Origin of the sequence: Micromonospora sp. CA-249363, from assembly GCF_050950185.1 — a bacterium.
In the GTDB taxonomy this organism is placed as follows: Bacteria; Actinomycetota; Actinomycetes; order Mycobacteriales; family Micromonosporaceae; genus Micromonospora.
On the sequence record NZ_CP192020.1, the window covers coordinates 6471177 to 6490236 of the forward strand.

General features: G+C 73.6%; 17 protein-coding genes and 1 riboswitch. Of the genes, 8 read left to right on the plus strand and 9 right to left on the minus strand.

Annotated features, from left to right (window positions below):
- Positions 1–108: 108 nt before the first annotated feature.
- The gene (locus ACQPZK_RS29065) at positions 109–1407 is read right to left on the minus strand and encodes an AI-2E family transporter (protein ID WP_433535938.1); all 1299 of its coding nucleotides are present in this window, start codon (positions 1405–1407) and stop codon (positions 109–111) included.
- A 158-nt stretch (positions 1408–1565) separates the two neighbouring features.
- Between ACQPZK_RS29065 and ACQPZK_RS29070 the strand changes: the two genes are divergently transcribed.
- The gene (locus tag ACQPZK_RS29070) at positions 1566–1904 is read left to right on the plus strand and encodes a GroES family chaperonin (RefSeq protein WP_425892494.1); all 339 of its coding nucleotides are present in this window, start codon (positions 1566–1568) and stop codon (positions 1902–1904) included.
- Positions 1905–1984: 80 nt separating this feature from the next.
- Positions 1985–2152, plus strand: coding sequence for a hypothetical protein (locus ACQPZK_RS29075; RefSeq protein WP_234588321.1), 168 nt, complete (start codon positions 1985–1987; stop codon positions 2150–2152).
- 31 nt (positions 2153–2183) lie between these two features.
- Here ACQPZK_RS29075 and ACQPZK_RS29080 read toward each other — a convergent pair whose 3' ends face one another.
- A complete protein-coding gene (locus tag ACQPZK_RS29080) occupies positions 2184–3662 on the minus strand; it encodes a PrsW family intramembrane metalloprotease (protein ID WP_433535939.1) in 1479 nt (492 codons plus the stop codon).
- Positions 3663–3685: 23 nt separating this feature from the next.
- Positions 3686–3806: riboswitch (SAM riboswitch) on the plus strand.
- A 79-nt stretch (positions 3807–3885) separates the two neighbouring features.
- Between ACQPZK_RS29080 and ACQPZK_RS29085 the strand changes: the two genes are divergently transcribed.
- The gene (locus tag ACQPZK_RS29085) at positions 3886–5121 is read left to right on the plus strand and encodes an aminotransferase class V-fold PLP-dependent enzyme (RefSeq protein WP_433539348.1); all 1236 of its coding nucleotides are present in this window, start codon (positions 3886–3888) and stop codon (positions 5119–5121) included.
- A gap of 9 nt (positions 5122–5130) precedes the next feature.
- On the opposite strand, the gene ACQPZK_RS29090 is transcribed toward ACQPZK_RS29085, so the two are convergent.
- Positions 5131–6366 (minus strand): FUSC family protein, encoded by a 1236-nt coding sequence (locus ACQPZK_RS29090; protein WP_433535940.1) that lies wholly within the window; start codon positions 6364–6366, stop codon positions 5131–5133.
- 107 nt (positions 6367–6473) lie between these two features.
- Between ACQPZK_RS29090 and ACQPZK_RS29095 the strand changes: the two genes are divergently transcribed.
- Positions 6474–7112, plus strand: a complete 639-nt coding sequence (locus tag ACQPZK_RS29095; protein WP_433535941.1) for an HD domain-containing protein — start codon at positions 6474–6476, stop codon at positions 7110–7112.
- Here ACQPZK_RS29095 and ACQPZK_RS29100 read toward each other — a convergent pair.
- Positions 7102–7377 (minus strand): DUF4031 domain-containing protein, encoded by a 276-nt coding sequence (locus ACQPZK_RS29100; protein WP_433535942.1) that lies wholly within the window; start codon positions 7375–7377, stop codon positions 7102–7104. The two genes, ACQPZK_RS29095 and ACQPZK_RS29100, sit on opposite strands and share 11 nt — an antisense overlap.
- A gap of 56 nt (positions 7378–7433) precedes the next feature.
- Between ACQPZK_RS29100 and ACQPZK_RS29105 the strand changes: the two genes are divergently transcribed.
- Entirely contained in the window at positions 7434–8834 is a 1401-nt protein-coding gene (locus ACQPZK_RS29105) for an FAD-binding oxidoreductase (protein WP_433535943.1), read from the plus strand.
- Between the two features lie 9 nt (positions 8835–8843).
- Here ACQPZK_RS29105 and ACQPZK_RS29110 read toward each other — a convergent pair whose 3' ends face one another.
- Together ACQPZK_RS29110 and ACQPZK_RS29115 are read right to left on the minus strand one after the other, a co-directional pair.
- Positions 8844–9383 (minus strand): hypothetical protein, encoded by a 540-nt coding sequence (locus ACQPZK_RS29110; protein WP_433535944.1) that lies wholly within the window; start codon positions 9381–9383, stop codon positions 8844–8846.
- Between the two features lie 89 nt (positions 9384–9472).
- Positions 9473–11302, minus strand: a complete 1830-nt coding sequence (locus ACQPZK_RS29115; protein WP_433535945.1) for a glycerol-3-phosphate dehydrogenase/oxidase — start codon at positions 11300–11302, stop codon at positions 9473–9475.
- Positions 11303–11455: 153 nt separating this feature from the next.
- Between ACQPZK_RS29115 and ACQPZK_RS29120 the strand changes: the two genes are divergently transcribed.
- The 3 genes from ACQPZK_RS29120 (at position 11456) to ACQPZK_RS29130 (ending at position 15419) form a co-directional block, all read left to right on the plus strand.
- A complete protein-coding gene (locus ACQPZK_RS29120; RefSeq protein WP_433535946.1) occupies positions 11456–14122 on the plus strand; it encodes a S8 family serine peptidase in 2667 nt (888 codons plus the stop codon).
- A 39-nt stretch (positions 14123–14161) separates the two neighbouring features.
- Complete coding sequence (locus ACQPZK_RS29125) at positions 14162–15097, plus strand: GNAT family N-acetyltransferase (protein WP_433535947.1); 936 nt, start codon at positions 14162–14164, stop codon at positions 15095–15097.
- 76 nt (positions 15098–15173) lie between these two features.
- A complete protein-coding gene (locus tag ACQPZK_RS29130; RefSeq protein ID WP_433535948.1) occupies positions 15174–15419 on the plus strand; it encodes a hypothetical protein in 246 nt (81 codons plus the stop codon).
- Between the two features lie 58 nt (positions 15420–15477).
- On the opposite strand, the gene groL is transcribed toward ACQPZK_RS29130, so the two are convergent.
- From groL to ACQPZK_RS29145, 3 genes are all read right to left on the minus strand, one after another.
- Positions 15478–17100: a chaperonin GroEL gene (gene groL / locus ACQPZK_RS29135; protein WP_433535949.1), complete on the minus strand. Its 1623-nt coding sequence runs from the start codon at positions 17098–17100 to the stop codon at positions 15478–15480.
- Positions 17101–17371: 271 nt separating this feature from the next.
- Entirely contained in the window at positions 17372–18403 is a 1032-nt protein-coding gene (locus ACQPZK_RS29140) for a hypothetical protein (RefSeq protein WP_433535950.1), read from the minus strand.
- 407 nt (positions 18404–18810) lie between these two features.
- Positions 18811–19014, minus strand: coding sequence for a cold-shock protein (locus ACQPZK_RS29145; RefSeq protein ID WP_124815530.1), 204 nt, complete (start codon positions 19012–19014; stop codon positions 18811–18813).
- Positions 19015–19060 lie beyond the last annotated feature (46 nt).

A 19060-nucleotide genomic window follows, 5' to 3' on the forward strand; every position in this document is an offset into this window, starting at 1 on the left:
GCACCCCTCTCCTCGCCAATCTTGCAGTTTCGGTTGTCGACTTGGGGTGGTTGGCCCCAATTTGTCGCCACCGAAAGTGCAAGATCGGCGCGGGGTGGGGTGGGCCCTTCAGGGGGCTTGGGAGGCTACTACCACGGCGTCGGGTGGGGTGTCGGGGACCGTACGGGCGGCCAGGCGGCGTACCGCGGTGTTCAGCACCGCGATCAGGGGCACGGAGACCAGGGCGCCGGTGATGCCCGCGAGCACCACGCCGGCCGCGATCCCGATGATCACCGCGAGTGGGTGGATGGCCACCGCCCGGCCCATGATGAGGGGCTGGAGCACGTGCCCCTCGACCTGCTGCACACCGATCACGGCGCCCAGGATGATCAGCGCGGTGACCGGGCCGCTGTCGACAAGTGCCACCAGCACGGCGACACCGCCGGAGAGCGCCGCACCGACGATCGGGATGAACGCGCCGAGGAACACCAGCGCGGCCAGCGGGAAGGCGAACGGCACGTCGAAGATGACCAGGAAGATGCCGATGCCGACGGCGTCGATGAAGGCGACCAGCACGGTCGCGCGGACGTACGCGACGAGGGTCTGCCAGGCGGCGCGCCCGGCGTCGTCGACCTTCCACCGGGCGGCCACCGGCAGCAGGCGTACGAGGAAACGCCAGATCCGGTTGCCGTCGCGCAGGAAGAAGAACGTCGCGAACAGCACCAGCAGCGTGCCGGTCAGCACCTCCGCCAGCGTCGCCGCGGTGCTCAGCGCGCCGCTGGTGAACTTCGAGGTGTTGTCGTTGATCCAGCCCTGCGCCTCGTCGATGTAGCGGTCGAGCTGGGTGTCGGACAGGTGCAACGGGCCCGTCTTGAGCCAGTTCTGGATCTGCCGTACGCCCTGCGACGACTTCTCGCTCAGCTCCGGAACACCCTGGATGAACTCGTTGACCACCAGGGTCAACGTGCCGATGACGGCCGCCAGACCGCCGACCAGCACCACGGCCGTCGCCATCGAACGGGGCAGCCGGGCCCGCAGCAGCCAACCCACGGCCGGCGCGAGCAGGGCCGAGAGCAGCAACGCGATGGCCAACGGGATGATCACGATCCGGACCGTGCCGACGATCCGGAGCAGCGCCCAGGCCACCACACCGATCACGATCAACCGCCAGCACCAGGCGGCGGCGATCCGCAGGCCGTGCGGCACGTCCGCGTCGTCCCGGCTGGACGTGGAGCTGTGCAGGTCCACCGGCGGCTCCGCGCCGACGACCGTCGCCTTCGCCGGGGCGGCGGGACCGGGGACGGCCGGCGAGGCGATCCCGGGCGACTCCGGGGCGTCGCTCGGCGTCTCCTGGGCGGCGTGTACCGACTGCTGTTCTGACTGGTAGGCGCGGCGCAGCCGCCCGCGTACCCGCTCGAAGCGGCTCAAGCGCACCTCCTGGCAGAAGAGTCGTCCGCCCACGGCGACAGGTCGGACAGCATACGTCCGTTCCCGACACCGTAGGGCAGTTCCGCCACACATTGCCCGCACGGCCATGGGCGTAACCACCGACGGCCGGTCACCTGCGACACGGTAGCGTCTGCCCCGTGACCGCCGACCAGGATCTCGACTCCGGCCTGCCGATCCGCCTGCTGCACGACCGCGTGCTGGTGCGGATGGACGGCAGCGAGGGCGAGCGTCGCTCCACCGCTGGCATCGTCATTCCGGCGACCGCAGCGGTCGGCAAGCGCCTCGCGTGGGCCACCGCCGTGGGTGTGGGGCCGAACGTCCGCGCCATCGTCTCCGGTGACCGGGTGCTCTTCGATCCCGACGACCGCTCCGAGGTCGAGTTGCACGGCCGCGGGTACGTGCTGCTGCGCGAGCGCGACGTGCACGCCGTCGCCGCCGAACGGGTGGAGAACGACTCCACCGGCCTCTACCTGTAGACCTCCCCGGGCCCGGCCGCGCCGTTTGTCGGACCGTACGACGGGAAGCCAGCCGGCGACCGTGGCCCTGGGGAGGGACGATGCCGGTATTCGTGAAGAAGCTGCTGACCTGGGGCAGCGTCGCGTTCCTGATCTACTTCATGGCGTTCCGGCCGGACGGCGCGGCGCAGATGTTCAAGGCGATCGGGGCGGCGTTGATCGCCATGGCCCAGGGGCTCGGCGACTTCCTCACCACCCTGATGACCTGACACCGTCGGCCGTGCCGCGCGCCACCCGCGCTCAGGCGTTACCGGGCGGCCACGGCGCTGCCGGGCGCAGGCCGTGCCAGCCGGCCGGCGGGTAGCCGACGGGGGGCGGCGGGGCGAGCACCACCGGGATGGGCACCACCGGCTCGTCGGGCGCGGTCACGGATCGCTGCGTACCGTCCGGGAAGCGCAGGTGGTACTGGCTGCCGTCCCAGACGCCGGCCGGGGCCTGCGGGTCACGGCCCACGAAGTACGACCGGTACCCGGTGATCGCCTCCAGGAGCTGCCGTTCCTCGACGGCGGTCCGCTCCTGGTCGGCCGGTTTGCGGTCCAGACCGCGCAGCGTCCCGTCCCGCAGCAGGGCCAGCCGGGTCGCGGCGAGCTGGTATCCGCGCATGGCACGCGCACCGGCGTCGCCGCCCACGCGGCGTGCCCAGCTCCGGGCGGCGTGCCGGCGGCCCAGGCTGCTCAGGGCAGCCACTTCGGGCGGGGTCAACCAGCCGGCGCGTACGTAGTCCGGCAGCCTCCGTTCGGTGAGCCGCCCCTCCCAGGCGCGCAGCCACACGGCGAGCCCGACCACGCCGAAGAACACCGGCACCATCAGGCCCAGGAAGCCGTACAGCATGATCACGGCCTCGCCGGTGGCCTGCGTCAGCGTGGGCAGCAGGTTCCAGGTGCCGTGCAGCATCATCGCCAGCAGCAGGCCGGCGATCGGGGCCAGCACCCGGACCCGCTTGTCGGCGGTACGGGAGGCCACGCCGAGCCCGACACCGGTCATCGAGGTGAAGAGGGGATGGGCGAACCCGAACAGGAGGATCCGCACGATGAAGATGGCGATCACCTGCTGGGTGCCGGTCGCCGGGCCGTACCGGTCGGCGCCGGCCGCGTAGCCGTACCCGCCCAGGTAGAGGATGTTCTCCACCATGGCGAAGCCGACCGCGGAGAGCCCGCAGTAGACCAGGCCGTCGGTGATCCCGGACCATTCCCGACGCCGGAACACCAGCAGCAGGATGGGCCCGAGCGCCTTGGTCAACTCCTCGATGAACGGCGCCACCAGCACGGCGGTGAGCGCGTCCGGCAGCCCCCAGTCGGCGAACCGCCCGGCGGCGAACTCGTTCACCTTCAGCGAGGCGGCGGTGGAGACGAACGCGCCCCAGGTGAAGCAAAAGATCAGGTACTTCAGAGGCTCCGGCTCGTACCGGTCGAGCCAGAGGAAGCAGGCGACCAGCACCGGCACCGGCAGGATGGCGGCACCGACCCCGATGAGCAGGGCGTCGAGGCCCAGCGACTGACCGAGAGTGATGACCATGAAGACCGCGCACGCGGCGATGAGCAGCACCACCCCGGCCAGCACCAGGAACCGCAGCCAGCCGAAGCGGCGCGGCGGCATCCCGGGAGACGTGCCGGCGGGCGGGGCCGCAGGCGGGTGCGGCGGCGACGGCAGGGGTGCACCGGGCGGGGTGTCGGCCATGCGGTCAGCGTAGCCATCCGCCGCCGACTGGTCCGGTCGCATCCACAGCCGCTATGCTGCCGGCAGGTCACGAGCGCCAGCGTCAAGCCCCGGCTTGCTGGCCGGCAACCCTCGTCGAGTTCGCGGTGGGGTGCCCCGGGTGATGACCGGGCCCAGCCCGATCGGCGTGCTGGGCAAGCGCGGACCCCGTCCCGAGGCCACACCCGGGGTCCCTGACCCCGGAGGTTCCGGCGTGCCCGTCACCCTCGTACCCTCGCTGCCCGCCCTGCCCGCCGTCGTGTCCCCGCCGTCGGCGGCGCTCGACGTGCTCGGCGTACCCGGCGAGATCAATCTGGACTACGCGGCCACCGCGCCGTGCGCGCGGGCCGCGGCCGACGCGGTGACCGAACTGCTGCCCTGGTACGCCAGCGTGCACCGGGGCGCGGGAGCGCTGTCGCGGCGCTGCACGTTGGCCTACGAGCGCGCCCGGCAGACGATCGGCGACTTCTTCGGCGCCCGCGCGGACGACCACGTGATCTTCACGCGGAACACCACGGACGCGCTCAACCTGCTGGCCCGCTCCCTGCCGGCCGGCACGACCGTGGTCACCTTCGCCGGCGAGCACCACGCGAACCTGCTGCCCTGGCCGCGCGGTTCGGTACGCCTGCCGGTGCCGTCCGATCCGGCCGGGGCGGTACGCGATCTCGCCGCCGCGCTGACCGAGCTGCGCCGCGACAGCAACCCCGCGCTGCCGGTGCTGGTAGCCGTCACCGGGGCGAGCAACGTGACCGGCGAGTTGTGGCCCGTCGCCGAGCTGGCCCGGGTGGCGCACCGGCACGGTGCCCGGATCGTCCTGGACGCGGCGCAGCTCGCCCCGCACGCCCCGGTCGACGTGCGCACGCTCGGCGTGGACTATCTGGCCGTCTCCGGCCACAAGCTGTACGCCCCGTTCGGTGCGGGTGTGCTCGTCGGCCGGGCGGACTGGCTGGACGCCGCTCCGCCGTACCTGGCCGGCGGCGGGGCCACCAGCCACGTCGGACCGGCAACCCACGACGTGACCTGGGCGACCGGCCCGGCCCGCCACGAGGGTGGCACCCCCAACCTGCTGGGCGCGGTGGCGCTGGCGGCGGTGTGCGCAGCGCTGACCGACGCCGACCGGGTGGCGCTCGCCGCCCAGGAGCAGGCACTCCTGGCTCGGCTGCGCGCCGGCCTCGCCGCCCTGCCGCACGTCGTGGAGTTGCGGACCTTCGGCCCGGACGCGCCCCGGGTGGGCATCGTCTCGTTCGTGGTCGCCGGGCGGGACTCCACCGCGGTGGCCGCCCAGCTCGCCGCGGACCACCGGATCGGCGTACGGGACGGCCTGTTCTGTGCCCACCCGCTGGCCCGGCGGCTGCTCGGTGAGGCTGCCACGCGTACCGGCCGGCGGGATCTTCCGCCGACCGCGCTGCGTGCCAGCATCGGCCTGGGCAGCACCGCCGCGCAGGTGGACCGGCTGCTCGCGGCGCTCGCCGAGCTGGCCTGAGGCGCGTTCTCAGCCGACCGGCGGGGCGGTGGGAGGCTTCGGCGCGTCGCCCGGCTCGGCGGGTTCACCCACCGGCCGCTCCTGGTCCCCGAACGAGGTCCGGATGCAGCGGTTCGCCTCCTCCTGCTCGATGCCGGAGGCCACCAGCAGGTCACTGGCCGTGGTACGGATCTGGGCGATCACGACGCTGCCGGAGAAACCGACCCCCTCCCCGTACGCCCGGCCGGCCTCGCTGACGGCCCGCAGCGACCGCTCCCGCGCCTTCTGCGGCTCCTCCCCCACCGCGAACTCGTGTTTGAGCAGTCGGACCGACTCGGCGAGGTGGCCGATCGCGTCCGGCATGGGACCGGGCACCGGTTCGTCGTCCTCGATCAGGGTGACGGACCGGCGGATCAGGGTGCCGGAGTTGCGCATCGCACGGTCGATCGGGTCGGCCGCCTCCGCGTAGTGGACGAGTTCGTCGCGGCGGTGCCAGCGGGCCGGCGAGAGGGTGGCCGTCTCCTTCGCGCCCTCGATCGCCTCGGCCAGGGTGGCCAGCTCGTCCTTGTTGTTGCGCAGCCGTTCCAGCGCCCGCTGGATACCGGCGCGGTCCCGGGCGCGCAGGCCGTCGGCGGTGGCGTCGAGCTGCGCCGCGAGCAGGTCCAACGCGGGCCGGGCGGCCCGGTTGATCACCCGGAGCGGGTTCAGCGGCAGCAGCACCGCCGTCACCAGCAACGCGATCCCGCCGCCCAGGAACGCGTCGACGAAGCGGGGGATCTCCAGGTTCTGGGTGGACGGGCTCAACGTCACGATCAGCACCGCCGTGGCCGCCGCCTGGATGACGATGGCCACGCTGGCCCCGGCGAAGATGGTGAGCAGGATCGCCACCGTGACCACCAGGCCGAGCTGCCACGCGCCGGTGCCGAGGAAGTAGATCAGCAGGTCGCCGACGAACACCCCGACGCCCACGCCGACGATCAGCTCCACGGTCCGGCGGAACCGCTGGCCCACCGACGCGGCCAGGGTGCCGACCGCGGAGATGGGCGCGAAGACCGGTTGCGGGTTGCCGAGCACCTTGTGCGAGACGAGGTACGCCAGGCCGGCCGCCAACCCGGCCTGGACCGCCAGCCCACCGGCCATGCGAACCCGGTGCAGCCGGTCGTGCAGGGTGGCCCGGCCGCGGTGCCTGAGCTGCTCGGTGGCCTCGGCGATGCGCGCACCGTCGACGTCCACCAGTCCGTCGCGCAGCGGCGCACGCCGCACCATCGGAGGTCTCTTGTCCCGGGCCGCCGCCATGGGCGCGACTACCCGTGGCAGACCCGCTGAATCCTCCCGCAGGCGCGCGGTGCGCACGAGTGCGGCAGACTCGGACGGTGGCCGATCTGCTGGAACGGTGGCGGGCGGCGGCCCGCGCCGCCGGTGCGAGTCCGGACGAGCACTCGACTCTGGCCGGTGAGCGGCTGCTCGCCCGCTGGCGGGAGCCGCACCGGCACTACCACACCGTCGCGCACCTCGCCGCCGTACTCGACGTGGTGGACCGCCATGCCGGGCTGGCCGAGCGGCCCGACCTGGTGCGGTTGGCGGCCTGGTGCCACGACGCGATCTATGACCCCCGGGCCGCCGGTGACGCCAACGAGCGGGACAGCGCGGCGCTGGCCGGGGGCCTGCTCACCGGCCTCGGGGTGTCCGAACCCGCGGTGGCCGAGGTCCGCCGGCTGGTCCTGCTCACCGCCGGGCACCAGGTGACGGCGGACGACCCCGACGGCGCGCTGCTCTGCGACGCGGACCTTGCCGTGCTGGCCGGTCCGCCGGTCGCCTACGACCGCTACGCGGCGGCCATCCGGCGGGAGTACGCGCACGTGCCCGAGCCGGCCTTCCGCACCGGTCGGGCCAGCGTCCTCACCGGCTTGCTGGGCCTGCCCGCCCTGTTCCGGCTGCCGCCTCTGGCACAACGGTGGGAGACGCCGGCCCGCGACAATCTGCGCCGCGAGCTGGCCGCTCTCACCGGCTGAGCGAACCGCTGAGGTGCTTCGGGCGGCGCAGGCCGGCGTCGCGGAGCAGCCGGACCAGTTCCCGGCTCGGCACCACCTGCGCGCCGAGCCACACCGCCGCCGCGAACCGGTCGGCCGGGATGTCGTAGTGGTCCCGGTCGAAGCCGCGCCGGGGTGCGCCCAGCGCCTCGGCGAAGGCGTGCAACTCGGCGTAGGAGACGTCGCTGATCAGGTGCGACCAGAGCCGACCGCGCCACGGCCAGGCAGGCCGGTCCAGGTAGAGCATGTCGCCAAAGCTAGCCCGCGTTGATGATCGGTGGTCGTCGGCCTAGCCTCGGCGGCATGGCCCCCACCGGACTCCTCGATGATCTGCGCGCGGCCCTGGGCGAGAACGCCGTGCTCACCGACCCGGACCTGCTGCGCGTGCACCAGCGCGACGAGGCCGACCTCTGTGCCGCCGGCGTACCTCTCGTGGTGACCCGTCCCCGGACCACCGAGCAGGTGGTCGCGGTGATCCGGGCGGCGGCACGACACGGCGTACCGGTGGTTCCGCAGGGCGCGCGCACCGGGCTGGCCGGCGCGGCGAACGCGGTGGACGGTTCGGTGGTGCTCAGCACCGTCGCGATGGACGAGATCCGGGAGATCGACCCGGTGGGCCGGATCGCCGTCGTCCAGCCGGGCGTGGTCAACGCCGCGCTGGCCCAGGCGGTCGCGAAGCAGGGTCTCTGGTACCCGCCGGACCCCGGCTCCTGGGAGTCGTCCACGATCGGCGGCAACGTGGCCACCAACGCGGGCGGCATGTGCTGCGTGAAGTACGGCGTGACCACCGAGTACGTGCTGGGCCTGGAGGTGGTGCTCGCCTCCGGCGAGGTGCTGCGCACGGGGCGTCGCACCGCGAAGGGGGTGGCGGGGTACGACCTGACGCGGCTCTTCGTCGGCTCGGAGGGCACCCTCGGCGTGATCACCGAGGTGACCGTGGCGCTGCGGCCCGCCCCGGCCGACTCGCTGACCCTGGTGGCGGTCTTCGGGTCCACCGCGGCGGCGGGTACGGCGGTGGCGCAGATCGCCGCGCGGGGCCTCCGGCCCAGCCTGTTGGAGCTGCTCGACCAGACCCACCTGCGGGCGATCGAGGCGTACCGGCCGATGGGTCTGCGGACCGACGCGCAGGCCCTGCTGCTGGCCGCCGCCGACACCGGTGACCGGGCGGCCGACGACCTGGCCGCCGTGGCGCAGGTGTGCGAGGCCGCCGGCGCCGAGGAGGTCTACGCGGCCACCGACGCGCTGGAGGCGGCGGCGCTGTTGCAGGCCCGCCGGCTGGCCCACCCGGCGATGGAAAAGTTCGCGGCCGACGTCCACCCGGGCGGCAACGGCGGCCTGGTGATCGACGACGTGGCGGTCCCGCGCGCTGCGCTGGCCGCGCTGCTCGACGGGGTGACCCGGATCGCGGCGGAGTGCGAGGTGCCGATCGGCGTGGTGGGGCACGCCGGGGACGGCAACATGCACCCGAACATCGTCGTCGACCGGGCCGACCCGGCGAGCGTGGAGCGGGGTCGACGGGCGTTCGACGAGATCATGCGGCTCGGCCTGGACCTGGGCGGCACCTGCACCGGTGAGCACGGCGTGGGCCTGCTCAAGCGGGACTGGCTGGCGCGGGAGATCGGTCCGGTCGGTGTCCGGGTGCACCAGGCGATCAAGTCGGCCCTGGACCCGACCGGCCTGCTCAATCCCGGCAAGGTGCTCTGACAGCTGCGCTCAGCCCTTGACCTCGGCGGGCGTGGCCTGGGTGAGCAGCAACAGGATCTCGCCGGCCACCGGCGGGCGTTCCTCACCCGGGCAGTCCTGCGAGCTGATCAGCCCGGACGAGGTGAGCAGGCTCGACGTCAGCGCGTCGATGCAGGTGGTCCGGTACCGCCGGACCTGGTCGGTCTCCTCGGCGAGTCGGGGGTCGGCGAGGAGCACCTGAAGACGCTCGGTCTGCTCCGGTGCCAGCCGGCCCCGGGAGGTGACCCCGTCGCCGGCACAGTCGAGGCACTGCCACGAGCCGTCCTGCTCGACCTTCAGGGTGCGCAGCGGGGCGTCGGCGCCGAGCCGCTGGAGCAGGCTGACCTGGCCCACGGCGACGGTCGTCGGGATCTCGGGGGTCGCGCCGCCCGCCGCCGTGCCGGCCGGGGGTGGGGCGGCCGGTGTGTCGGCGTCCTTGTCGCGGCCGAGCAGCGAGCACCCGGTCAGGGCACCGACGAGCACCACGGCGAGGGCAGGGGCGAGCAGACGAGGGCGCGCGCGGTACAGCACGCGCGGAAACCTACCCCACCGTAGGTAGCGTCCGATACCACCATCCGGGCAGCTATCGATTGTTACCACTCGGTAGCGTTACATACCGGTCATCTCGCCGTCGGTCGCAGCTCCGCCTGATCGTCGCCACCCCGGTCCGCGGCGTACCCGCGTGCGTCCGGCACGCCGAGTCGCGCCGCGTCCGCCCCGGCGTCGTCCGGCATGAGTTGGGACCGGCGCTCCGCCTCGACCCGGGCGCGGTAGTGCTCGACCTCGCGGGCCCGGGTCGTCGCGTCCCACCCCAGCACCGCGCCCATCAACTCGGCCGCGTGTTCCGCCGACTCCAGGCCACGGTGGCTGGTCTCGAACGAGATCCGGGTACGCCGCGTCAGCACGTCCTCCAGGTGCAGCGCCCCCTCCGCCCGGGCCGCGTAGGCAACCTCCGCCGCCAGGTACTCCGGAGCGCCGGCCAGCGGCGACGCGAGCAGCGGCTCGGCGTCGACCAACGCCAGCAGGTCGAGGGTGAGGCTGCCGTACCGCTCCAGCAGGTGCTCCACCACGCCCACCGGAACCCCGTGCCGGCGGGCCAGGTCGGCCCGGTCCCGCCACAGCGCCGCGTACCCGTCGGCGCCGAGCAGCGGCAGGTCGGCGGTCCGCGAGGCACGGCCACCCCCCAACCGTCGTACGGCCCGGTCGACCACGTCGGAGGCCATCACCCGGTACGTCGTGTACTTGCCACCGGCCACCAGCAGCAGCCCGAGCATCGGCTCGAACACCGCGTGCTCCCGGGACAGCTTCGAGGTGGAGTCGGCCTCGCCCGCCAGCAGGGGGCGCAGCCCGGCGTAGACGCCCTCGATGTCGGCGGTGGTCAGCGGCCGGTCCAACACGGTGTTCACCTGCTGCAACAGGTAGTCGATGTCGCGTGCCGACGCCGCCGGGTGGGACCGGTCCAGCCGCCAGTCCGTGTCCGTCGTGCCGATGATCCAGTGCCCGCCCCAGGGGATGACGAAGAGCACCGACGTCGCCGTACGCAGGATGAGCCCGGTCTCCCCGGTGATCGCCGAGCGGGGCACCACCAGGTGCACCCCCTTCGAGGCACGCACCCGGATGCCGGGCCGCAGGCCCACGTCGTTGAGCATCCGGGACATGTCGTCGCTCCACACGCCGGTGGCCGCGATGACGGTGCGGGCCTGCACCTCGAACTCCGCGTCCGGTGAGCCGGCCGGGGCCTCCAGGTCGCGGACACGGACGCCGGTGACCTCCCGCGCCTGCCGGATCAGCCCGACGGCGCGGGCGCTGCTCACCACGGTCGCGCCGAGGCTGGCGGCGGTGCGGGCCAGGGTGACGACCAGCCGGGCGTCGTCGACCTGCCCGTCGTAGTAGCGGATCGCGCCGGCCAGGGCGTCGGCGCGCAGACTCGGGAAGATCCGCCGGGCGCCCTCCCGGGTGAGGTGCCGGTGCAGTGGCATCCCCCGGCCGGCGCCGAAGAGACCGGCGAAGACGTCGTACGCCGCCACGCCCGCGCCGTAGTACGAACGGCGGAAGATCCGCGCCGGCAGATCCCGCAGCCCCCGGCCGGCGGGCAGCGGCACGAGGAACGGCACCGGGCGGACGAGGTGCGGCGCGAGCCGGGTCGCCAGCAGGCCGCGCTCGGTCAGCGCCTCGTGGACCAGGTGGAACTCCAACTGCTCCAGGTAACGCAGCCCACCGTGGATCAGCTTGCTGGATCGACTCGACGTGCCGGAGGCGAGATCGCGCGCCTCGACCAGGGCCACCTTCAGCCCTCGGGACGCCGCGTCCAGGGCCGCGCCGGCACCGGTCACCCCACCCCCGATGACCAGGACGTCGAAGCGTTCGGCGCGGAGTCGGCGCAGGTCTGCCGCACGACGGACCGGCGAGAGCTGCCCGGCCACGGACCGGGAGACATTGGGATCACGCACTCAACCACCGTAACCGTCGACCGAGCCGGTCGACATGCGCCGCCCGCTCCACCCCGCTCGCCGTCCACCTCGACCAGCCGCAGATCTCGGACAGTTGCCGTTGGCGCCAACGGAAAGTGTCCAAGATTTTCCGGGTGGCCGTAGGGTTCTCGGATGCATGGTCAACCCGGAGTCGACGACCGCAACTCCCCGTGGCCGGTGGTCGCGGCCGTGTTCGTCGGCTGCTGGACCGTCGCGGTCACGGTGGCCACCCAGACCGGTGGCTGGCTGACCGATCAGGTGCTGTTGAACTTCGGACGCGACCGGGTGGGCTGGCTCTGGCCGGTGCTCGGCCTGGCCGCCGTCGTGCTGGTCGGCACGCCCGCCCTGCTGCTGGCCGTGCTGCCCCGCTCGGCCGCCGTCCGGGCCACCGGACACCTCTGGCTGCTCGGTGCGCTGGCCCTCGGTGTACTCACCGTGCTGCGGGTGGTGCCGCCCGTGCACCACGAGGCGTACCTGGCCGTGCTGGCCGCGACGGCGCTGCTCGGCGCGTTCGCCGTCGGGTGGGCGGGGCGTCGGCGGACGTACCCCGGGCCGGCTGGCCTGATCGACGGCCCGGCACGCCTCGTCGACGGCCCGGCACCCGACGACGAGGGACACGCCGCGCGGAACGACGCCGCGCAGGCCGTCGCGGCGCGGAACGACGCCGCACGGACCGACACCGCACGGACCGACGCCGCACGGACCGACGCCGCACGGAACGACGCCACCGGTGACGCCGAGCGGGCGCGGCGCGGCGCGTGGCGGCCGGGCGCGGCGCCGCTGCTCGCGGTGGCCGCCGGGCTGGCCCTGGTGCTGCCGTGGGCCTGGCTGGGCGCGCTCGGCGGCCTGCTGGAGACCGCCCTCGCGGTCCTGGCGGCCGCCGCGCTGGGTGTGCTGGCGGCCACGCTGCTGGACGCCACCTTCTGGTCCCGGTTCGCGGTCGGCCGGCCACCCCGCCCGGCCCGTCTGGTGCTGGTCGGCGGCCTCGTCGCCGGGGTGGCGCTGCTGCTGCTCGCCGCCGGGACCGGCCAGTCCGGCGCGCAGTTGCCCGCCCTGCTGACGCTGCCGCCGACCGGCTTCGTGCTCGCCGCGCTCTGGGCCACGACCTGGCGGTCGGCCGCCGACCCGACAACCGCCGGGGCACCGGCCGCCGACCCGGTCACGACCTCGCAGCCCGGCGTCGGCGCGACCGATCCGGTCCGTGCCGGCCGGGCCGCGACCGGCTGGCTGGTGGGCCTGGCCGTCCTCGGGCCGCTGGCGTTCACCGACCCGGAGGAGATCACCCTGCTGCTGGTCGGTACCCGCGACGTGCCGTTCTGGGTGGCGACCGCCGCCGGCGTCGGCCTCGCCGTCGCGGTCGTCCTCGCCATCGGGTACGGGGTGCTGCTGGCCCGCCCAGCGGCACGTACCCCGAGTCGCCGGGTCGCCGCGCTGGCGGCGACGGTCCTGCTGCTGACGGTGGGCGTGGTCGACGTCGGGCCCGGTCAACCCGGCCTGTACGGCGAGCGACTGCTGGTGGTGCTGCGCGAGCAGGCCGACCTGAGCGGCATCCCGGTCGGCGCCCCCGGACAGGCCGGGCGGAACGCCCGGGCGGCGGAGGTCTACCGGCGGTTGGTGGCGACCGCCGACCGTACGCAGGCCGACCTGCGTCGCACGGCGGGGCGGCTACGGCTCGACCCGGTGCCGTACTACCTGGTCAACGCGGTCGAGGTGGACGGCGGTCCGGCCGTGCGAGCCTGGCTGGCGCGGCGGCCCGAGGTGGGCCGGGTGCTGGTCAGCCAGCGTCTGCGGCCACTGCCCGCCCCGGCGGGACAGAACCGGGGCACCGCGCCGGCACCGACCGGTCCGGAGTGGAACATCCGCCAACTCGGCGCGGACCGGGTCTGGTCCCAACTCGGGGTGACCGGCGCGGGGATCGTGGTCGGCAGCTCCGACTCCGGCGTTGACGGCGGCCATCCGGCGCTGCGGGCCGGGTTCCGGGGCGGCGACGACTCCTGGTACGACCCGTGGGACGACACTCGGACGCCCACCGACCAGGGCGGGCACGGCACCCACACCGTGGGCAGCGCGGTCGGGCGGAACGGCATCGGCGTGGCCCCGGACGCGCAGTGGGTGGGCTGCGTCAACCTGGACCGCAACCTGGGCAGCCCGGGGCACTACCTGGACTGCCTCCAGTTCATGCTGGCCCCCTTCCCCGCCGGGGGTGACCCGTTCACCGACGGACGGCCCGAGCGCGCGCCACAGGTGCTGACCAACTCGTGGGGCTGCCCGACGATCGAGGGCTGCGACCGGGACGCGTTGCTGCCGGCGGCCACGGCGCTGGACGCGGCCGGGATCTTCGTGGTCGCCGCCGCCGGGAACACCGGGCCGTGGTGCGCGTCGATCGACGACCCGCCCGCGCCGTACGCGACCGTGCTGACCGTGGGCGCGGTGGACGCGCAGCGACGCGTGGCGGAGTTCTCCTCGCGCGGGCCGGTGCCGGGCGGCGCGGGCAAGCCGGACGTACTGGCCCCCGGGGTGGGCGTGGTGTCGGCGATGCCCGGCGGCGGGTACGCGGCTCTGGACGGCACGTCGATGGCGACCCCGCAGGTGGCGGGAGTGGTCGCGCTCATGTGGTCGGCGAACCCGGCGCTGATCGGCGACCTGGCCCGGACCCGGCAGATCCTGCGGGACACCGCCACGCCGGCCGAGCCGACCTACCGCTCCCGCAATCCCAGCGATGACTGCGGCTCCCCGGCGAACGTCACCGGCGCCGGCCAGGTCGACGCGTACGCCGCCGTCCGCGCAGCCCGGGGGTGAGCAGGGCGGGAGGCGGCGGGTGATCTAGGGTCGGCACCCATGGACGCCGAGATCACCGTCACCGAGCTGGCCCTCGATCTCGCGCCCGCCGTGGCGCGGCTCTGCGCGCAGGCACTCGATCTGCCGGAGGACGCCGCCGAGGCGGACGCCATCGTGGACGTCCTCTGGCCCCGGGCCGCCGTCGACCGACCGGTGATCGCGCTGGGGGCGTACCGGGCCGACGATCTGGTCGGGGTGCTGCTCTGCTCGGTGTCGCCGACCGAGCCGGGCATCGGGCACGTGGACCTGGTCGCCGTACTGCCGGGGCAACGCCGCCGGGGCGTGGGCCGCGCGCTGCTCGCCCAGGCCGAGCGGGCGCTCGCCGGGCGCGGCGTCAGCGAGGTGCTGCTGGCCGGGAACCCGCCGTACTACGCCTGGCCCGGCATCGACGTGCGGTACACGCCGGCGGTCTGCGCGGCCCTGGCGCTCGGGTACCAGCAGGACCGGACCGCCTGGAACATGACCGCGGACCTGTCGTACGACGAGTCGCCGGCCCTGCGGTCGACGGAGGCCGCCGAGCGGCGGCTGGCCGGGCAGGGCATCACGGTACGGCGGGCCGAGCCCGCGGACCTGCCGGCGCTGACCGCGTTCGCCCGGTCGACCTTCGGCGGCGCCTGGGACGGTGAGCTGATCGGATCGGTGGGCCGCGAGGGGGCCGGCTGCCACCTGGCGGAGCGGGCCGGCGAGGTGCTCGGTTTTGCCGCCTACGGGTCGTCCCGGCCGAGCTGGTTCGGGCCGATGGGCACGGCCCCGGCCGCCGAGGGCTCGGGCATCGGCGGTGTGCTGCTGCGACGCTGCCTGCGGGACCAGCGGGCGGCGGGGCTGGACCGGGCGGAGATCGGCTGGGTGGGGCCGGTGCCGTTCTACTCGGGCAGCGCGGGTGCGCGGATCGAACGGGTCTTCTTCCTGTACCGGCGACGCCTCGCCGCGCAATAGCGGTCAAATGGGACATTGATCCATTCGTCCGCGTCGGGCATCGACGCCCCCTACCGTCTTGGTAGAGGAGGCAGCCATGACCGCGGATGACGACCAGACCGAGGACGGCCCGCCGATCACCTGGAAACCGGTCGACGACCTGCCCGGCCAACTGCCGTTCGACCGGCTGGACTACGGCGACGCCGAACAGCTGGCCGAGATGAGCACCGACGGCCGGGCGGCGACCGAGGAACCGCAGGAGATGGTGGACGCGCCGATCCAGTTGCTGCCGCCGTACGACCGGGCGCAGAAGCGCCGCAACCAGCGCCCACTGCCCACCTGACGACGAACGGGGCGGACCGCGTCAGCGGCCCGCCCCGTTCGGTGTGTCGGAACTGGACTCAGAAGTCCATGTCCCCGCCACCCGGGCCAGCCGGGGCAGCCGGGGTCTTCTCCGGCTTGTCCGCGACGACGGCCTCGGTGGTGAGGAACAGCGCGGCGATCGACGACGCGTTCTGCAGCGCCGAACGGGTCACCTTGGCCGGGTCGATGATGCCCGCGGCCAGCAGGTCGACGTACTCGCCGTTGGCGGCGTTGAGGCCGTGACCCGCTTCGAGGTTACGGACCTTCTCCACCACGACGCCGCCCTCGAGGCCGGCGTTGACGGCGATCTGCCGCAGCGGGGCGTCCAGCGCGACCTTGACGATGTTGGCACCGGTCGCCTCGTCGCCGACCAGGTCCAGCTTGTCGAAGGCGGTCTTGCCGGCCTGCACCAGCGCGACGCCACCACCCGGGACGATGCCCTCCTCGACGGCCGCCTTCGCGTTGCGAACGGCGTCCTCGATGCGGTGCTTGCGCTCCTTCAGCTCGACCTCGGTGGCCGCGCCGACCTTGATGACCGCAACGCCGCCGGCCAGCTTGGCCAGCCGCTCCTGCAGCTTCTCGCGGTCGTAGTCGGAGTCGCTCTTGTCGATCTCGGCCCGGATCTGGTTGACCCGGCCCTGGATCTGCTCGGCGTCACCGGCACCATCGACGATGGTGGTCTCGTCCTTGGTGACGACGACCTTGCGGGCGCGGCCCAGCATGTCGACGCCGACGGCGTCGAGCTTCAGGCCGACCTCCTCGCTGATGACCTGGCCACCGGTGAGGATGGCGATGTCGGTCAGCATGGCCTTGCGGCGGTCACCGAAGCCCGGCGCCTTGACGGCGACCGACTTGAAGGTGCCACGGACCTTGTTGACCACCAGGGTGGCCAGGGCCTCGCCCTCCAGGTCCTCGGCGATGATCAGCAGCGGCTTGCCGCCCTGCATGACCTTCTCCAGGATCGGGAGCAGGTCCTTCACCGACGAGATCTTGCTGTTGACGATCAGGATGTACGGGTCGTCGAAGACGGCCTCCATACGCTCCGGGTCGGTCATGAAGTAGGCCGAGATGTAGCCCTTGTCGAAGCGCATACCCTCGGTGAGCTCCAGCTCCAGCCCGAAGGTGTTGCTCTCCTCGACGGTGATGACGCCTTCCTTGCCGACCTTGTCCATCGCCTCGGCGATGATCTCGCCGACGCTGCTGTCACCAGCGGAGATGGAGGCGGTGGAGGCGATCTGCTCCTTGGTCTCGACGTCCTTGGCGAGCTTGGACAGCCCCTCCGAGACGCTCGCGACCGCGGCCTCGATGCCCCGCTTCAGGGCCATCGGGTTGGCGCCGGCGGCCACGTTGCGCAGGCCCTCGCGAACCAGGGCCTGGGCCAGGACGGTCGCCGTCGTCGTGCCGTCACCGGCGACGTCGTCGGTCTTCTTGGCGACCTCCTTGACCAGCTCGGCGCCGATCTTCTCGTACGGGTCCTCGAGCTCGATCTCCTTGGCGATGCTCACACCATCGTTGGTGATGGTGGGGGCACCCCACTTCTTCTCGAGCACGACGTTGCGGCCCTTCGGGCCGAGGGTCACCTTTACGGCGTCGGCGAGCTGGTTCATGCCCCGCTCGAGGCCGCGGCGCGCCTCTTCGTCGAACGCGATCATCTTGGCCATACGGCGTTGTCCTCCTGGACACTCACGGGCCACCCGAGATGTGTCCCCGGATGGGCCGCCTGGTGTACGCACCTTGGGACGTCGCCACCTGGCGACGACGACGTCCTTCGGCCGGGCCGGATAGCCCGCGACGACCGGCCATGTGCTGCCCCGGCGTCTCCACACCGGCGCAACCAGGCCCCACCGTCCCGACCATTGGCACTCACGGTATGCGAGTGCCAATGACTTGTTTAGCACTCTCACCTGCCGAGTGCAAGCACGATGAGCCCGGTCAGCCGAGTTCCGCAGCCAGTGTGGCCCCGTTCACGGGCCCCTCATGAGCGCGTTGCTCGGCGTACGTGATCAGCAGACCGACCAGCTGGGCCAGGTGGGCCGGAAGGGCCAGCACCGCCGTGACGGCGATGACGGCCACCACCCCGACCGCGCCGCCCGGCGACGCGAACGGGTCCTCGCCGAACGCGACGGTGCCGGCCGACTCCAGAAGGCCGGGCACCACCGTTCCGATGATCACCGCCGCCGCCACGAGGGCCACCCGGCCGAGCAACATGCCGAGCCGGTCGTGGAACATCCGGAACGACCGGCCGATCGGGTTGTCCCGCTCGAACAGGTAGACCGGGCCGGCCATGCTCAGCGCGAACGCCAGGTAGATGCCCGGCAGCACGCAGAAGCAGACTCCGATGCCGATGAGCAGGCTGACCAGCAGCGTCCAGCCCCACACGCCGAGCGCCCGGCGCAGTCCGTACCGCAGTGCCGCGTCGAGGCGGGCGGGCCGGCCGGTCGCCTGTTGAGTGATCACCCAGCTGCCGGCGGCCCAGCCCAGCGCCTGCACCAGGCCGATCAGCAGGCTGCCGCCGACCAGCACGACGACGAGGGTCAACAGGCTGGTGGCGAAGTTGTCCGGCAGCCCGGCCGACGGGTCCGCCTCGGCCTGGGCCTCCCACGCGGGTGACGGGTCCAGACCGAACGAGATGACCGAGAGCACCGCCGCCGGCAGGACCTGCGTGAGCAGCATGATCGGCACCAACTGCCGCCAACCCCGACGCAGCGCGCCCCAGAACCGGTCGAACCAGCCTCCGATGCCGGCGCCGGGCGGCGTGACCAGGGCGTCGTTCGGGTCGAGGCCGTAACCCGGCGGGTACCAGCCGCCCGGCGCCCCCGGATACCACGGCTGCCCGCCGTAGGGACCGCCCCCGGGCGGGTAGCCGCCGACGGGGGGAGCCGCCCAGCCCTTCGGGGGCGGGCCGGCCGGGACCCAGGCGCCGCGCGCGGGGTCCCAGACGGGCGGCGGCCCGGCAGGGGGCATCCCCGCGGTCCCGCCAGGCGGCATGCCAGCGGCGGGCGGCAGCTCAACGGCGGGCGGCGGCTCAACGGCAGGGGGCATCCCAGCGGCAGGCGGCGGCTCAGCAGCGGGCGGCCCGGCAGGCGGCGGCTCAACGGCCCCGCCAGGCGGCGAACCTGCGCCGGACACGGGCGGAATCCCTGCGCCGGACACGGGCGGCGTACCCGGGACGGGTGACGCGCCGGAGCCTTCGGTGGACGGGCCCGGCTCACCCGGCCCGGAGGGCGTGGCGGGTGGCGGCGACTGGTCGGTCATGAACCCTCCTCAGCATCGGCTGGAACGGTTCACGATCTTCCCGGGCGGGCGTCCGCGCCGCAGCCCCGACTCGCCAGCCGATCGGGGTGAACCGCCGGCGAGCAGATCGGGATCGGTCAGCCGATGACGCGGACGTGCTCCGCCTGCGGGCCCTTCTGACCCTGGGCGATCTCGAACTCGACCCGCTGACCGTCGTCGAGCGCCTTGTAACCGTCCATCTCGATCGCGGAGAAGTGGACGAACACGTCCTGACCGCCGTCGACGGCGATGAAGCCGTAACCCTTCTCGGCGTTGAACCACTTCACGGAACCCTGTGCCACGGTGCACTTCCCTCACTCTGCGCGGCGTTGCCTGCCCGGACGTCCG

Excerpts from the sequence above, each read along its gene's own strand:
- ACQPZK_RS29130 (WP_433535948.1), top strand. The coding sequence starts at position 15,174 with ATGACCGCGGATGACGACCAGACCGAGGACGGCCCGCCGATCACCTGG.
- ACQPZK_RS29100 (WP_433535942.1), bottom strand. The coding sequence starts at position 7,377 with ATGCTCTACCTGGACCGGCCTGCCTGGCCGTGGCGCGGTCGGCTCTGG.
- ACQPZK_RS29140 (WP_433535950.1), bottom strand. The coding sequence starts at position 18,403 with ATGCCCCCTGCCGGGCCGCCGCCCGTCTGGGACCCCGCGCGCGGCGCC.
- ACQPZK_RS29120 (WP_433535946.1), top strand. The coding sequence starts at position 11,456 with ATGCATGGTCAACCCGGAGTCGACGACCGCAACTCCCCGTGGCCGGTG.
- groL (WP_433535949.1), bottom strand. The coding sequence starts at position 17,100 with ATGGCCAAGATGATCGCGTTCGACGAAGAGGCGCGCCGCGGCCTCGAG.
- ACQPZK_RS29105 (WP_433535943.1), top strand. The coding sequence starts at position 7,434 with ATGGCCCCCACCGGACTCCTCGATGATCTGCGCGCGGCCCTGGGCGAG.
- ACQPZK_RS29080 (WP_433535939.1), bottom strand. The coding sequence starts at position 3,662 with ATGCGACCGGACCAGTCGGCGGCGGATGGCTACGCTGACCGCATGGCC.
- ACQPZK_RS29125 (WP_433535947.1), top strand. The coding sequence starts at position 14,162 with ATGGACGCCGAGATCACCGTCACCGAGCTGGCCCTCGATCTCGCGCCC.
- ACQPZK_RS29075 (WP_234588321.1), top strand. The coding sequence starts at position 1,985 with ATGCCGGTATTCGTGAAGAAGCTGCTGACCTGGGGCAGCGTCGCGTTC.
- ACQPZK_RS29090 (WP_433535940.1), bottom strand. The coding sequence starts at position 6,366 with ATGGTGCGGCGTGCGCCGCTGCGCGACGGACTGGTGGACGTCGACGGT.